Annotated in this window: 14 protein-coding genes; 11 read left to right on the forward strand and 3 right to left on the reverse strand. The window is 69.3% G+C overall.

Features of this window, described 5'->3' with window-relative positions:
- The first annotated feature begins 35 nt into the window (after nucleotides 1-35).
- The 3 genes from pepN (at nucleotide 36) to RS883_RS03865 (ending at nucleotide 4581) form a co-directional block, all read left to right on the forward strand.
- Nucleotides 36-2630, forward strand: coding sequence for an aminopeptidase N (gene pepN, locus RS883_RS03855; RefSeq protein WP_315762853.1), 2595 nt, complete (start codon nucleotides 36-38; stop codon nucleotides 2628-2630).
- Nucleotides 2631-2637: 7 nt separating this feature from the next.
- The gene (ruvA, locus tag RS883_RS03860) at nucleotides 2638-3228 is read left to right on the forward strand and encodes a Holliday junction branch migration protein RuvA (protein ID WP_315762855.1); all 591 of its coding nucleotides are present in this window, start codon (nucleotides 2638-2640) and stop codon (nucleotides 3226-3228) included.
- A gap of 132 nt (nucleotides 3229-3360) precedes the next feature.
- A complete protein-coding gene (locus RS883_RS03865) occupies nucleotides 3361-4581 on the forward strand; it encodes an endo-1,4-beta-xylanase (RefSeq protein WP_315762857.1) in 1221 nt (406 codons plus the stop codon).
- A gap of 26 nt (nucleotides 4582-4607) precedes the next feature.
- Here the strand turns inward: RS883_RS03865 and RS883_RS03870 are convergent, their stop codons facing one another.
- The gene (locus RS883_RS03870; RefSeq protein WP_315762859.1) at nucleotides 4608-4892 is read right to left on the reverse strand and encodes an energy transducer TonB; all 285 of its coding nucleotides are present in this window, start codon (nucleotides 4890-4892) and stop codon (nucleotides 4608-4610) included.
- A 91-nt stretch (nucleotides 4893-4983) separates the two neighbouring features.
- Here RS883_RS03870 and ruvB point away from each other — a divergent pair, with 91 nt between their 5' ends.
- From ruvB to pal, 7 genes are all read left to right on the forward strand, one after another.
- Nucleotides 4984-6006 (forward strand): Holliday junction branch migration DNA helicase RuvB, encoded by a 1023-nt coding sequence (gene ruvB, locus RS883_RS03875; protein ID WP_315762861.1) that lies wholly within the window; start codon nucleotides 4984-4986, stop codon nucleotides 6004-6006.
- 52 nt (nucleotides 6007-6058) lie between these two features.
- On the forward strand, nucleotides 6059-6508 hold the full coding sequence (gene ybgC, locus RS883_RS03880; protein WP_315762863.1) for a tol-pal system-associated acyl-CoA thioesterase: 450 nt from the start codon (nucleotides 6059-6061) through the stop codon (nucleotides 6506-6508).
- Between the two features lie 6 nt (nucleotides 6509-6514).
- Nucleotides 6515-7207, forward strand: coding sequence for a protein TolQ (gene tolQ / locus RS883_RS03885; protein ID WP_315762865.1), 693 nt, complete (start codon nucleotides 6515-6517; stop codon nucleotides 7205-7207).
- Complete coding sequence (gene tolR, locus RS883_RS03890) at nucleotides 7207-7644, forward strand: protein TolR (protein WP_315762867.1); 438 nt, start codon at nucleotides 7207-7209, stop codon at nucleotides 7642-7644. The genes tolQ and tolR overlap by 1 nt, the downstream gene beginning before the upstream one ends.
- A gap of 10 nt (nucleotides 7645-7654) precedes the next feature.
- On the forward strand, nucleotides 7655-8602 hold the full coding sequence (locus tag RS883_RS03895; RefSeq protein ID WP_315762869.1) for a cell envelope biogenesis protein TolA: 948 nt from the start codon (nucleotides 7655-7657) through the stop codon (nucleotides 8600-8602).
- 20 nt (nucleotides 8603-8622) lie between these two features.
- Nucleotides 8623-10014: a Tol-Pal system beta propeller repeat protein TolB gene (gene tolB / locus RS883_RS03900; RefSeq protein ID WP_315762871.1), complete on the forward strand. Its 1392-nt coding sequence runs from the start codon at nucleotides 8623-8625 to the stop codon at nucleotides 10012-10014.
- Between the two features lie 106 nt (nucleotides 10015-10120).
- Nucleotides 10121-10642: a peptidoglycan-associated lipoprotein Pal gene (pal, locus tag RS883_RS03905; protein WP_315762872.1), complete on the forward strand. Its 522-nt coding sequence runs from the start codon at nucleotides 10121-10123 to the stop codon at nucleotides 10640-10642.
- Between the two features lie 118 nt (nucleotides 10643-10760).
- Here the strand turns inward: pal and RS883_RS03910 are convergent, their stop codons facing one another.
- Entirely contained in the window at nucleotides 10761-11648 is an 888-nt protein-coding gene (locus RS883_RS03910) for a S1/P1 nuclease (protein ID WP_315762874.1), read from the reverse strand.
- The gene (locus tag RS883_RS03915) at nucleotides 11645-12610 is read right to left on the reverse strand and encodes an isoaspartyl peptidase/L-asparaginase (RefSeq protein ID WP_315762876.1); all 966 of its coding nucleotides are present in this window, start codon (nucleotides 12608-12610) and stop codon (nucleotides 11645-11647) included. Before RS883_RS03915 ends, RS883_RS03910 begins: the two co-directional genes overlap by 4 nt.
- A gap of 157 nt (nucleotides 12611-12767) precedes the next feature.
- On the opposite strand from RS883_RS03915, the gene RS883_RS03920 reads away from it, so the two are divergent.
- On the forward strand, nucleotides 12768-15614 hold the full coding sequence (locus tag RS883_RS03920; protein ID WP_315762878.1) for a pitrilysin family protein: 2847 nt from the start codon (nucleotides 12768-12770) through the stop codon (nucleotides 15612-15614).
- Nucleotides 15615-15624: the final 10 nt, after the last annotated feature.

Genomic DNA, 15624 nt, shown 5'->3' on the forward strand with positions numbered 1-15624 from the left:
TTGTGGTGCCCTCGCCAAGGGCCTAACTCGATCGGATGCTCGACGCCCTCAACGCTCCCGCCGTGCCCAAGACCGTGCGCCGTGCCGACTATCGGCCGCCCGAATGGCTGGTGCCGACGATCGCGCTCGACTTCGACCTCGACCCGGCGGCGACGCGCGTGCGCGCGGTGCTGGAGGTCACGCGCAATGGCGAGCATGACGCGCCGCTCCACCTCGACGGCGACGGGATCGAGCCGGTGTCGATCACCGTCGACGGCGCGCCCGCCGACTGGGTGCCGACCGATCGCGGTATCGCCGTCCGGCTGACCGGCGCCAGCCACCGCGTCGAGACCGAGGTGGTGATCCATCCCGAGCGCAATACCCAGCTGATGGGCCTCTATGCCTCGGGTGGTCTGCTCTGCACGCAGTGCGAGGCGGAGGGTTTCCGCCGCATCACCTTCTTCCCCGATCGCCCCGACGTGCTCAGCCGCTATTCGGTGCGAATGACCGCCGACAAGGCGCGTTTTCCGGTGCTGCTGGCCAACGGCGATCCGGTGGGCGCGGGCAATGCGGAGGGCGGGCGGCACTGGGCCGAGTGGGACGATCCCTTCCCCAAGCCCTGCTATCTGTTCGCACTGGTCGCCGGCGATCTGGTCGCCAATCGCGACACCTTCGTCACCCGCTCGGGCCGCGAGGTCCAGCTCGGCATCTGGGTGCGCTCGCCCGATCTGGCCAAGACCGACCATGCGCTCGCCGCGCTCAAGACGTCGATGCGCTGGGACGAGGACGTCTATGGCCGCGAATACGACCTCGACGTGTTCAACATCGTCGCGGTCGACGACTTCAATTTCGGCGCGATGGAGAACAAGGGGCTGAACATCTTCAACAGCCGCTACATCCTCGCCGATCCCGATACCGCGACCGATTACGATTACGACGCGGTCGCCGCGGTCGTCGCTCACGAATATTTCCACAACTGGTCGGGCAATCGCGTCACCTGCCGCGACTGGTTCCAGCTTTCCTTGAAGGAGGGCTTCACCGTCTATCGCGACCAGTGCTTTTCCGCCGACCAGGGATCGGCCGCGGTCAAGCGGATCGAGGATGTCCGGTCGCTCCGCGCCGCGCAATTCCCGGAGGATGCCGGGCCGCTCGCGCATTCGGTTCGCCCCGACGAATATCTCGAAATCTCGAACTTCTACACCGCGACGATCTACAACAAGGGCGCCGAGGTCATCCGCATGATGGCGACGATGCTGGGCGCGGAGAAGTTTCGCGCGGGCAGCGACCTGTATTTCGATCGCCACGACGGCACCGCCGCCACGGTCGAGGATTTCGCCTGCGCGATGGAGGAAGCGGGTGGGGTCGACCTTTCCCAATTCCGCCTCTGGTACTCGCAGGCGGGCACGCCGCGCGTCTCGGCACGGCTGGAGCATCAGCCGGGCAGCGGCCGCGCCGTTCTCCACCTGCGTCAGGCGGTCCCGCCGACGCCGGGCCAGCCGACCAAGGCGCCGATGGTGCTGCCGCTCCGGGTCAAGCTGTTCGGTGCCGACACGGCGAACGCGCTCAGCACCGAGCAGCTCGTGCTGCTGCGCGACGAACAGGCGGAGGTCGCGTTCGAGACGGTGACCGAGAAGCCGGTGCTGTCGATCAACCGCGGCTTTTCTGCCCCGGTCATCGTCGAGAGCGATCGCGGCCCGGCCGAGCTCGCCTTCCTGTCGGCGCATGACGACGATCCCTTCGCCCGCTACGAGGCGATGCAGCAGCTGATGCTCGACACGTTGGTCGCCGCGGTCCGCCACGGGCGTGCCGATCACGGCCCGGTGATCGAGGCGGTGCGCAACACGCTCGCCGACCCGCGCCTCGACCCCGCCTTCGTTGCCGAAGCGGTGCTGCTCCCCTCCGACAGCTTCATCGGCGACCAGCTCGCCGTCGTCGATCCCGAGGCGATCTACCAGAGCCGCGAGGCGCTGCGCCGCGAACTCGGCCAGACACTGTCCGACCAGTGGCGCACTGCTTATGAAGGCGCGCGCGATAATCGCTTCGAATACACGCCCGCCGCCAAGGGACGCCGCCGGCTGCGCACCGTCTCGCTCGGCTACATCGCCGCGTCGGGCGCGGGTGACGCGAGCGATCTCGCCTTCCGCCAGTTCGAGGGCGCGGACAACATGTCCGACCGCCAAGGCGCGCTGACGACGCTCGTCAATTCGGGGAGCGACGAGGCACGGGAGGCGGCGCTCGACATCTTCTACCATCGCTATGCCGGCAACGCGCTCGTGCTCGACAAGTGGTTCTCGACCCAGGCGCTGTCGTCGCGGCCCGATACGCTGGCACGCGTGGTCGAGCTGTCGCAGCACCGCGACTTCACGCTCGCCAACCCCAACCGCGCCCGCTCGCTGGTCGGCGCGTTCAGCGTCAACCAGCGCGCGTTCAACGCCGCCGACGGGGCGGGCTATCGCTTCGTCGCCGACCAGCTGATCGCGCTCGACAAGCTCAACCCGCAGACCGCGGCCAAGCTCATCCCGCCGCTCGGTCGCTGGCGCCGCTTCGACGAGGCGCGGGCACGGCTGATGCGCGGCGAGCTCCAGCGGATCATGACGACGCCCGGCCTGTCGAAAGACATGCTGGAGCAGGTCGGCAAGAGCCTCGACTGACCGGGGCATGATCGCGCATCTGAAGGGCGTGCTCGCCGCCGCCGGGATCGACCATGCGGTGATCGACGTCGGCGGGGTGGGGTACCGCGTCGGCGCCTCGACCAAGACGCTCTCGTCGTTGGGGCCGATCGGATCGACCGCGGTCCTCCATACCGAGATGCTGGTGGCGGAGGACTTCATCCGCTTGGTCGGCTTTGCGACGCCGGAGGAGCGCGACTGGTTCGGCCATCTGACCGCGGTGCAGGGCGTGGGCGCGCGCGTGGCGCTGGCGATCCTCTCCGTGCTGTCGCCCGATGAACTCTCCACCGCGATCGCGCGCGGCGACAAGGCGATGGTCGGCCGCGCCAACGGCGTTGGGCCCAAGCTTGCCGAGCGCATCGTCCGCGAGTTGAAGGACAAGGGTACGATCGCGATGGGCGGCACCGGCCCGATCGGCACGCTGGGCGGGCAGGCGCAGGACGCGGTCTCGGCGCTCCTCAACCTGGGCTTCCGCCCCGCCGATGCCGCCGCCGCGGTCAAGGCGGCGGAGGACGCGATCGGCCCCGCCGCCCCCTTCGATACGCTGGTGCGAGAGGCGTTGAAGCGCGCGGCCAAGTGACTGGTTACGTATTCATCGATCCCGCAAGTCTTTGGGATTGCTCGCCGCCTAACCCTCGTTAGCATCGCGCCCACGACCGGAGGCACATCCGGCGGCGGGGCGTCGAACAGCCGTGCGACGACGGGAGAGATCATGACGAACTATTCGCGGCGCCAGACGCTGGCGATGGCGGGTGCGCTCGGGCTGAGCGCGTGCAGCGGCGGGAGCAGTGGCGGTGGCGGCGGAACGCCGACGCCAAGTCCCACGCCGACGCCGACACCCACGCCCACGCCCACGCCATCGCCGACCCCCAGCCCGACAGGCACGCTTGCCGCCGCAGCGGCGGCACGAGGAATGCGGTTCGGCAGCACCTTCGCCTATGCCGCGCCGGGCGCCGATGCGGGATCGTTCAACAACCCTGCCTATGCCGCGTTGCTCGAGCGCGACTGCCAATTGCTCGTCCCCGAGAACGAGATGAAGTGGGAATATCAGTCGAGCGCCGAGAACGTCTATGACTGGACCCGTGCCGACGCGATGCTGACCTATGCCGAGAGCAAGGGCATGCAGATGCGCGGCCATGTCATGCTCTGGTATCTCGAGGACCGGCTGCCCGCCTGGCTCCGCACCTACGACATGGGTACCAACCCGCGCGCCACCGCCGAGCGGATCACGCGCAGCCACGTCCAGAACGTCGCCCGCCATTTCGGCACGCGGATCAAGAGCTGGGATGTCGTCAACGAGGCGATCGAGCCGCGCACGGGCGCGATCCGTCGTAATATCCTGGGTGATGCGGTGGGCGGGACTGCCGACATCATGGACCTGGCGTTCCGGACCGCGCGCGAGGAGCTGCCGGGGACCGAGCTCGTCTATAACGATTATATGGACTGGGGCTCGACCGTGCATCGCAACGGTGTGCTCGACCTGCTGCGCGGTTTTCGCGATCGGAACGTGCCCGTCGACACGCTCGGCATCCAGTCGCACATCGGCTTCTATTCGGCGGGCACCGCGCAATCGATCGCCGATGCGCAGATCCCGGCGATGCGCACCTGGCTCGATCAGGTGACGGGGCTGGGCTACAAGCTCATCATCACCGAGTTCGACGTCAGCGATCAGAACCGCACCGGCACGGTCGAGCAGCGCGACGCCGACGTTGCCGTCTATGGCAAGGCGTGGCTGGACCTCCTCTTCAGCTACCCCCAGCTCAAGGACGTGCTCGCCTGGGGCATGAACGACAAATATAGCTGGCTGCAGAGCTTTCAGCCGCGCGCCGACGGGCTGCCGGTGCGGCCGTGTCCTTATGATGCGCAGGCGCGGGCAAAGCCGCTGTACGAGTCGACCCGACAGGCGTTCGCCGCGACGAGCGTGCGGACTTAGCAACGGAGGAGGACGAACGGCGGCCCTTACTTCTTCTCCGCCTCTGCCGGCGCGTCCTTGCGCCAGCGGATCCGCACCTCGCGGGTCGAGGCAACGGGCTTGCCGTCCTCCAGCTTCGGCTTGACGCGGCCCTTGGTGGCGAGCGTGCGGCACGTCGCTTCGTTGACGTTCTGCGGCGCCTCGCTCTCGACGATGGTGCAGTTGGCGATGCGCCCGGCCACGTCGATCTCGAGCTTGGCGACGATGGTGAGTTCCTCGCCGGCGGGTGCGGCGGCAGTGGCGGTCTGGAGCGCGAGGGCGAGCAGCAACATGGGCCCCGTCTAGCGATTGTCGGTGCGACCGCCAACGCAGCCCCGCGCGTCCTGCTTTCGTTCCGCCGCAGCCGCGGTTAAGGATGCGGCCGTGACCGATGCCGATCGCCTGATTGCCGCCGCCCGCCGCCCCGAAGACGTCGATGCGGCGCTGCGCCCCAAGCGGCTCGACGACTTCGTCGGCCAGGCCGCCGCGCGCGGTAACCTGCGCGTGTTTATCGAGGCGGCAAAGGCCCGCGGCGAGGCGCTGGACCATGTCCTGTTCTTCGGTCCGCCGGGCCTCGGCAAGACGACGCTGGCGCAGATCATCGCGCGCGAGCTGGGAACGGGCTTTCGCGCGACCAGCGGCCCAGTCATCGCGCGGTCGGGCGATCTCGCCGCATTGCTCACCAACCTGGAGGATGGCGACGTCCTCTTCATCGACGAGATCCACCGCCTCGCTCCCGCGGTCGAGGAAGTGCTGTACCCGGCGATGGAGGACCGCGCGCTCGACCTGATGATCGGGGAGGGGCCGTCGGCGCGGAGCGTCCGCATCGATCTGCCGCGGTTCACCCTGGTGGGGGCGACGACGCGGCAGGGCTTGTTGACGACGCCGCTACGCGATCGCTTTGGCATTCCGGTGCGGCTGCAATTCTATACCGTCGAGGAGCTGACGCGGGTGGTGACGCGCGCGGCGGGGCTGCTCGGCCTGGCGATCGGCGACGACGGCGCGGCAGAGGTCGCGCGGCGGTCGCGGGGCACGCCGCGCATCGCCGGACGCCTGCTGCGCCGCGTGCGCGACTTCGCCGACGTGGCGGGGGCGCCGGTGGTCGACGCCGACGTCGCCGACCGCGCGCTCAACCGGCTGGAGGTCGACGCGCTCGGCCTCGACGCGATGGATCGCCGTTACCTGACGATGATCGCCGACATCTATCGCGGCGGGCCGGTCGGGGTGGAGACGCTGGCCGCCGGCCTCAGCGAACCGCGCGACACGGTCGAGGAGGTGATCGAGCCCTATCTGATCCAGATCGGCATGATCGCCCGCACCGCCCGCGGCCGCTGCCTCAACGCCGCCGGCTGGAAGCACCTGGGCATCGAACCGCCCCGCGGCAGCCAGGACGGATTGTTCGACTGACTGCGACCTAACGCTTTGACCCCTCGCGCCCGCGCCGATAGAGCGGGCCGGCATGACGTCAACCGTCTCCTCCATCGGCTTTTTCGAGGGCGCCGAGCACCGGTTTCCGGTGCGAGTGTATTTCGAGGACACCGACCTGTCGGGCGTCGTCTATCATGCCAACTACCTCCGCTACATGGAGCGTGCGCGCTCCGACATGCTGCGCGCCGCCGGGATCGACCAGCGTTCGGCGTTCGAGGGCGGGGAGGGCGTCTATGCCGTCCGCGACGTGTCGCTGCGCTTCCTGGCGCCGGCGCGGCTGGACGACGATCTCACCATCGTCAGCCACCTGACCCAGGTGCGGCCGGCGGCGGCGACCATTCAGCAACGAGTCATGATGGGAACGGCCATGTTGGTCGAGGCCAGCGTCGAGGCGGTGTTCGTCACCCCCTCGGGTCGCCCGCGCCGCCAGCCGCCCCAGTGGCTCGACATCTTTGCCCGTCTTTTGCCCCAAGGGAACTGAGCCCGCATGGAAGCCGCCTTCGTCAGCACCGACGCCGCCACGCTGTCGCCGATCGCCCTGTTCCTCCAGGCCGACTTCGTCGTGAAGGGCGTGATGCTCGGCCTCCTGCTCGCCAGCATCTGGACCTGGGCGATCATCATCGGCTTTCGCGTCAAGGTCGGCCGCACGAAGAAGGCGATCGAGGCGTTCGAGGCCGATTATCGACGCGCCGACGATGTCGATGCTTTCCACCGCAAGCATGCCGAGAGCGAGCTGCCGATCGCGCGCGTGTTCGCGGCGGGCGTGGCGGAGTGGCGCCGCTCGACCGCGGGCAAGACGATCGATCGCGACGGCACGCGCGAGCGGCTGGCGACGGCGATGGGCGCGGCGGTGGCGGGGGAGATCGACCGGATGAGCGATCGCCTCAACATCCTCGCCACGATCGGCTCGGTCGCGCCGTTCGTCGGGCTGTTCGGCACCGTCTGGGGCATCATGCGCAGCTTCACCAGCATCGCCGCCGAGCAGAACTCGTCGCTGGCCGTCGTCGCGCCGGGCATTGCGGAGGCGCTGTTCGCGACCGCGATCGGCCTGTTCGCCGCCATCCCCGCGGTCATCGCTTATAATCGCTTTGCCCACGCGATTGACCGGATCGAGGCGCGGCTCAACCGCTTTGCGGACGGCTTCCACGCGACGCTCAGCCGCCAGCTCGAGCTCGCCTGATGGGCGCCAACCTTCCCTCTCGCCGGGGACGCGGGCGGCGTGCGCCGATGGCGGAGATCAACGTGACGCCGCTGGTCGACGTCATGCTGGTGCTGCTCATCATCTTCATGGTCACCGCGCCGCTGCTCACCGCGGGCGTGCCCGTCAACCTGCCCGAGAGCCGCGCCAAGGCGCTCGACCAGGAGCAGGAGCCCGTCCAGGTCGCGATCGACGATGCGGGCAAGATCTTCGTCAACGACCGCGAACTGACCGAGGCGCAGCTCCCCGACGCGCTCGCCGAGATCGCCACCGCCAATGCAACGGGCGAGCCGCCGGCGATCGTCGTGCGCGCCGACCGCACCACCAATTACGGCAAGTTCATGGGGGTGATGGGCGAGCTCAACCGCGCCGGGCTGAACCGTGTGTCGCTGGTGACGCTCGGCTCGAGCGAGCGCTGAGCGGACGCCGATGGATCGCGCCGAACGCATCGGACTTGGTGTCGCCGCGGTCGCCCATGTCGTGTTGTTCGGCCTGTTGTCGGTCGGCTTCCTGGCGACGCCCAATCCGACCGAGCTGAAACCCGTCCCGATCGACGTCAGCCTGGTCGACGAAGTGGGGCTGGAGGCACAGGCACCCGCCTCGATTGAGCCGCCCGCGACTTCGATCGCGCCGGAGCAGGGCCCGCCCGAGGACGCCGCGCCGCCCGAGCCCGAAGCGGCGCCCGAACCCGAGCCGCAGCCGGAGCCCGAACCCGCACCGCCGCAACCCGCGCCCGAACCGCGCCCGGCGCCCAAGCCCGCCCCCAAGGCGCCGCCGCAGCCGAAAAAGCCCGCCCCCGCGCCCAAGGAAGTCGCCAAGCCTAAGGCCGAGCCCAAGCCGGCGCCCAAGGCAGCGGCCAAGCCCGCGCCCAAGGCGGTGCCGGCGCCCAAGGCTCAGCCCAAGGCCGCTGCGGCGAAGGGCAGCGGCAGCGATACCGCGTCCAAGGCGAGCCGCCCGCGCGGATCGCGGCTGGGCGACGACTTCCTGAAAGGGCTGAGCGACACGCCGAGCGAGAGCAAGGCGCCCAATCCGCCGGGCGCCGCCAAGATCGACGCGCGCGCGCTGGCCGGCATCCGTGACGCGATCCGCCGCCAGATCCAGCCCTGCGCCGACAAGCAGGTCAATCCCGGGCCGGGGGCGAACAACATCGTGACGGTGCTCAACCTGCGCCTCAACCGCGACGGTACGCTCGCCGGCAATCCGAAGATGGTGCGCCAGACGGGCATTTCGGGCGAGAACGAGCGCTATGCCCAGCGTGTCGTCGACCTCGGCGTCGCGGCGTTCCGGGCGTGCACGCCGCTCACGCTGCCGGCCGAATTCTACCAGACCGCCAATGGCGGCTGGAGCAATATCAACTATAACTGGCAGCTCCGTTGAGCCGCCGAGAGGAGCGTTCGATGCTGAAACTGCGGATGACGATCGCGTTGTCGGGGTGCCTGGCGCTCGGACCGCTCGCCGCGCAGGAAGCGCCGCCGCCCGCGCCCATCCAGGTGCCACAGGTCGCAGCGCCCGCGGGCGGGCAGGACGCGCCGCCGCTCGAGGTCGACGTGACCGGCGGCATCTCGGCGCCGATGCCGATCGCGATCCCGTACATGCCGACGCCCGCGGTCCAGTCGACGCCGGCCGGATCGACCGACGACCTTGGCCGCCAGATGGCGGAGATCGTCACCGCCGACCTCAAGAATTCCGGCCTGTTCACGCCGCTCCAGCCCGGCCAGCTCCGCTCGGTCGTCTTTCCCGAAGTGACCGCGCCCGCCTATGACTATTGGGGCGGGACGGGCGCGCAGGCGCTGGTGCAGGGCTTCGTGCGGTCGAATGGCGACGGCACGCTGACGGTCGGCTGCTATCTCTACGACGTGTTCTCGAAGGTCGAGCTCGCGCGTCAGGGCTTCGTCGTCACGCCTGCCGACTGGCGGCGCGCGGCGCACAAATGTGCCGACACGGTCTATACCCGGCTGACCGGCGAAGGGCCCTATTTCGACAGCCGCATCGTCTATGTCAGCGAGACGGGGCCGAAGAACAAGCGCATCAAGCGGCTGGCGATCATGGATCAGGACGGTGCCAACCACCGCTTCCTGACCAACGGCCAGTCGATCGTGCTGACGCCGCGCTTCGCGCCCAACCAGCAGTCGATCGTCTATATGAGCTATGTCGGCGACCAGCCGGCGATCTATGTCTACGACCTCGGCACCGCGCGGCAGCGCAAGGTGGTGCAGGGCGTCAGCCTGACCTTCGCGCCGCGCTTCTCGCCCGATGGGCGCTACATCCTCTTCTCGATGGCGCAGAACGGCAACACCGACCTCTATCGCGTGGCGGCGAGCGGCGGCAGTCCGCAGCGGCTGACCAATTCGCCAGGGATCGACACCGGCGGCAGCTATTCGCCGGACGGCAGCCGGATCGTCTTCGAAAGCGATCGCGGCGGGTCGCAGCAGCTCTATGTCATGAACGCCGACGGATCGAACCAGCGGCGGATCAGCTTCGGTGGCGGTCGCTATGGCACGCCGGTCTGGAGCCCGCGCGGCGACCTGATCGCGTTCACGCGCATCTCCGGCGGGTTCAAGATCGGCGTGATGAACGCCGATGGCGGCGGCGAGAAGCTGCTCACCGACGCATGGGGCGACGAGGGGCCGAGCTGGGCGCCGAATGGCCGCGTGCTGACCTTCCTGCGCTCAGCGCAGGGCTCGGGCCGGGCGCAGGTCTGGTCGGTCGACCTCACCGGCGTCAACGAGCGGCGCATCGCCACCCCGCTCGATGGTTCCGACCCAAGCTGGGGACCCGTAAGGCCCTGATTTGACGGATCGTTGCAAAGGCGCGACGATCCGAACGACAAGAGCTTTCAACGGTTCGTCGCATGGGCAACGAGCGACGGACACATTTTCCGAGGAGGAGACCGACATGGCCAACCGTACCGCCGCGCTGATGATGAGCGTCGCGCTGATCGCCGTCGCCGGCTGCGCCAAGAAGCGCCCCGAGGTGCTGCCGCCGGCACCGGGCGAGACCGCGCCTGCGACCGGCACGGGCGAGACCGGCGGCCAGGTCGGCAACGGCGTGCTGCCGGGCTCGGCCGAGGATTTCCGCCGCTCGGTGCGATCGGACACGGTCAATTTCAGCCTCGACAGCTATGACATCGACCCCGAGGCGCGCGCGATCCTCGACACCCAGGCACAGTGGCTGACGCAGTACGGCCAGGTTCGCGTCACGATCGAGGGCCATTGCGACGAGCGCGGCACGCGCGAGTACAACCTCGCGCTCGGCGATCGCCGCGCCAATTCGGCGAAGAACTACCTCGTCGCGCGCGGCATCGACGCCGGGCGGATCACGACGATCAGCTATGGCAAGGAGCGCCCGGTCGCGACGGGTTCGGACGAGGGCGCCTATCAGCAGAACCGCCGCGCCGTGACGGTGGTGATCTCCTAAGATCGACGAAGAAGCGGGACCCCGGATCAAGTCCGGAGTGACGATCCGGGCCTATAGGTCCAGACAATTTCCGTCACCCCGGGCTTGACCCGGGGTCCCGCTTCTTTCTTCTCGAAGCTCATCCCCCGCGATAGGGTGGCCTTTTCTCCGGCACGAACGCCTTTGCCGGGTCGAACGCCTCGTCCAGCATCCGCGCCAGCCGCACGCCGGCTCGCTCGATCTGGCGGCGCTGTACCGGCACCATCTTCTCGATCGCTTCCGGCGTCACCGTCACCGGTCCGGTCGGCTTTGGCCCGCACGCCTCGCCGAGCGCCAGCGCATAGGCGGCGTCGCGGCTCGCTTCCCAGCCTTCGCGGCTCCAGTCCTCGACCGTGCCGGCGCCCAGCGCCGCCCGCTCCTCGGCCGAATAGACGCGGAAGGGCGAGGGCGGCGTCGTCACCGCACGCTCGGCGAGCGGCGAGTCCCAGATCGAATGGAGGTTGAGCCAGCGCGCGGTCACCGGACCATAGCTTGCCTTGACGTCGTTCCCGCCGCGATCGCCGCGGTCGCCCGCATGCGGCGGCGCGTGGAGGTCGCCGACGAAGTGGATGAGGAAAATGAGCGCCATCGCCTTCTCGCGCTCGGGCACGGTTTTGTTCTGGAGCAGCTTCACCTGCCGCTCGATCTGCGCGGAGACGCAATTGCCGTCCTTGCACGCGGCCTTGAGGTCGAAGGGCTGGCACACGTCGACATTCTGATAATGCCAGTTGGCGGTGTAGCTGAACCGCTCGCCCAGCCCGCGCACGCAATCGGGCCAGGTCGATGCCTGCTCGGGCGTCGCCGCCTTGCACTCGGGGGTCTGGAGGAGCGGCGGCGCCGCGCGCAGCATCGCGCGGATCGTGCGCGCGGTCTCGGGCCGGACGTTGAGCATCGCGATCCGCGCGATCGCCTCGTGCGTGAAGAAGCCATAGGCCTGCGCGCTCGCGGGCACGACCAGCAGCGCCAGGGCCAGGAGGAAGCGGATCACTTCTCGTCGCCGTAGATCGCGACAACGCGCTCGCCGCCCGCGCTCACGCGGCCGCGGTACATACCCGGCGTGTTGAAGCTCCACGCCATCTCGCCGGTGGGTCCGGTGACGATGACGCCGCCGGTGCCGCCCAGCGCCTGCGTCTCCGCCATCACCGTGTCGGCAGCGGCCTTCAGGCTCTCGCCCTTGAAGCGGACGCGCGCGCAGATCTCGTGCGCCACGCCCTCGCGGATGAAGAACTCGCCCGCGCCGGTGGCGGAAATGGCGCAGGCGCGATCGTCGGCATAGGTGCCCGCCCCGATCAGCGGCGAGTCGCCGATCCGGCCCCAGCGCTTGCCCGTCACCCCGCCGGTCGAGGTCGCTGCCGCGACATGGCCAGCCGCATCGCGCGCGACCGCGCCGACCGTGCCGTACTTCATGTCGACGTCGAACCAGTTGGCGCCGCGCGACTTCATCGCCTCGAGCTGCTGGCGGCGTTCCTCGGTGCCGAACCATTCCGGGCCGGCCTGCGGCAGACCCTGCTCGCGCGAAAAGGTGTCGGCGCCGGCGCCCGCCAGCATGACGTGCGGGCTGTTCTCCATCACGCGGCGAGCGAGGCCGATCGGGTTCTTGGTCGCGGTGACGCCCGCGACCGCGCCTGCCTTGCGCCCAGTCCCTTCCATGATCGCCGCGTCGAGCTCGTTCTTCCCTTCATAGGTGAAGACCGCGCCGCGGCCGGCGTTGAAGTTGGGATCGTCCTCCAGCACGCGCACCGCCGCCTCGACCGCGTCGAGCGCGCTGCCGCCGCCGGCCAGCACCTTCTGCCCCGCGGAAAGCGCCGCATCCAGGCCCGCCCGTGCCGCCTTCTCGCGCTCGGGCGTCATCCGTTCGCGCTCGATCACGCCGGCGCCGCCATGGATGACGAGCGTCCAGCCCTGGTTTGCTTGGCCGGGCTTGTCCTGAGCGGCGGCGGGGGCGGTCATGGCAAGCACTCCGGCGATAGCGAGGAAGCGTAGGGTCATGGCGAACCTCGACAGGATGGTGGATGCCCGCGCCCTTGCCAGAAAGCCGCCGCGCTTGCACGCCCGGTCGCGGACGCTATCGTCGCGAATGTAACTGTCCCGGAGTATGTTGATTCCGATGCGTTCTTTGCTCCTGATCGGCGCTGCCTTCGGCGCCTTGTCGACCGCCGCCATCGCCCGCCCCGCCGATCCCGCGCCAGCCCCCGTCGCCGAACTCATCAAGTCGGTAGACATCCCGTATGAGAGCTTCACGCTCAAAAACGGCCTGCGCGTGCTCGTCCACACCGACCGCAAGGCGCCGGTCGTCGCGGTGTCGGTCTGGTACGATGTGGGGTCGAAGCACGAACCCAAGGGCAAGACCGGCTTCGCGCACCTGTTCGAGCATCTGATGTTCAACGGAACGGAGAATGCGCCGGGCGACTTCTTCGAGCCGCTGCGCTCGGCCGGCGCGACCGACATGAACGGCACCACCAGCTTCGACCGCACCAATTATTTCGAGACGGTGCCGAAGGCCGCGCTCGATCGCGTGCTGTTCCTCGAGAGCGACCGCATGGGCTATCTGCTCGGCGCGGTGACGCAGGGCGTGCTCGACGAGCAGCGCGGTGTCGTCCAGAACGAGAAGCGCCAAGGCGACAACCAGCCCTATGGCATGATCCGCTACAAGTCGGTGGAGGGCCTGTTCCCTGCCGGCCATCCCTATCACCACTCCACCATCGGCTCGATGGCGGACCTGTCGGCGGCCAGCCTGGCGGACGTGAAGACGTGGTTCCGCAGCTATTACGGACCCAACAATGCCGTGATCGCGCTGGCGGGCGACATCGACGTGGCCACCGCGCGGCCGATGCTGGAGAAGTATTTCGGCGGCATCCCCGCCGGGCCCAAGGTCGAGGCGCCGGCCGCGCCCGTGCCGACGCTGCCCGCGGTCAAGACCGAGACGATCAAGGATCGCGTCGCCAACACGCGACTCTATCGCTTCTGGGCAGTGCCGGGTCTGCGCGATGGCGAATCGCCGCTGCTCGACGTGTCGGCGGGTGCGCTGGGCGGGCTGGCCAGCTCGCGGCTGGAGAACACTTTGGTCCGCAAGGAGGGCGTCGCGGTCGGCGTCCAGGCCTATAACCAGTCGTTCACGCAGGTCGGCATCTTCGGCATCGTCGTCGACGTGAAGCCCGGCACCGACGCCGCCGTCGCGTCGCAGAAGCTCGATGCGGCGATCGCCGACTATCTGCGCACCGGCCCGACCGAGGACGAGGTGAAGCGCGTCGCGACCACCGCGATCGCCGGCCGGCTGTCGGGGCTGGAGGCCGTCGGCGGCGGCGGGGGCAAGGCCGGGACGCTCGCGTCCGGCCTGCTGTTCGCCGGCGACCCGGGTTTCTACAAGAAGGAGCTCACAGAACTCGCCGCGGCGACGCCGGCGAGCGTGAAGGCGGCGACGACCAAGTGGCTGTCGCGTCCCGTCTATGCGCTGACGGTCGAGCCCGGCCAGCGCGAGGCCTATGCCGAGGTGAGCGGCGCCCCTGCCGCGACCCCCGGCAACGGCGCCGCACCGCAATCGGCGAGCGCGGAGGGGCCGGCAAAGGGCACGCGCGGCGCGTTGCCGGCAGTGGGCGAGGTTCGCGACATCGCCTTCCCCACGGTCGAGCGCACGCGCCTGTCGAACGGGATCGAGCTCGTCTATGCGCGCCAGGCAGCGGTGCCGATGACGCAGGCGGTGGTGAGCTTCGATGCGGGCATCATCGCCGATCCGGCGACCAAGCTCGGCCTCGGCAATCTCACCCTCGCGCTGATGGACGAGAGCACGACGACGCGCGACACGACGCAGCTGGCTGAGGCGCGGGAGCGGCTCGGCGCCAGCATCGTCACGACAAATGACGCCGATCGCAGCCGCGTCGGCGTGGTCGCGCCGAGCGCCAACCTGGCGGGCGCGGTCGCGCTGCTCGGCGACGTGATCCGCAACCCCGCCTTTGCGCCCACCGACGTCGAGCGCGTTCGCGGCCAGACGCTCGCGCGGATCGCCGCCGAAATGACGAGCCCCGGCGGCCTGTCGCAGCGCGCGCTGCCCAAGCTCGTCTACGGCGAGGCCTCGCCCTATGCGAAGCTGGCCGCGGGCACCGGCGATCCGGCGGCGGTGAAGACGATCACCCGCGCCGACCTCACCGGCTTCCAGCAGGCATGGCTGCGCCCCGACAAGGCCAAGGTCTTCGTCGTCAGCGACCGGCCGCTTGCCGAGGTGAAGGCGGTGTTCGAGTCGGCGCTGGGCAACTGGCGCGCGGCCGGGCAGGGCGGCACCAAGCCCGCCGCCGCGCCGGCCACGACCGTCACGCCGCGCATCGTCCTGATCGACCGGCCCGATTCGCCGCAGTCGCTGATCGCGGGCGGGCAGCTGACGCCGCTCGATTCGCGGGCGGAGCTGCTCCCGGTGCTGACCGCCAACGAGGTGCTGGGCTCGGGCTTCCTCAGCCGCATCAACATGGACCTGCGCGAATCGAAGGGCTGGTCCTATGGCGTCCGCGGCGGTTTCTCGCGGCTGGAGCGGGCCGTGCCCTACACGATCAACGCGCCGGTACAGGCGGACAAGACCGGCCCGGCGCTCGCGTCGCTGCGCGAGCAGATCGGCGGCTTCCTGTCGACGAACGGCGTGACGCCGGTCGAGTTCACCCGGACGATTGAGGGCGAGACGCGCGAGCTTGCCGGGAATTTCGAGACGAGCGGCCGCGTGCTGGCAGCGATGGAGACCAACGACCTCTATGGCCGGCCCGACGATTATTACGACACGATCGCGCAGAAATACCGCGCGCTGACGGCTCCGCAACTTGACGCTGCGGCACGGCGGGCGATCGATCCCAATCGGTTCGTCTGGGTCGTGGTCGGCGACGCATCCAAGGTCCGCGGCCAGCTTGACAGCTTGGGCCTGCCTGTCGAGGTGGTGTCGAGCGGCGCCGCAACCCCCCGCGCGTCGGCGAATTGAGGAGAGAGAG

Origin of the sequence: Sphingomonas sp. Y38-1Y, assembly GCF_032391395.1 — a bacterium.
Classification (GTDB): Bacteria; Pseudomonadota; Alphaproteobacteria; order Sphingomonadales; family Sphingomonadaceae; genus Sphingomonas.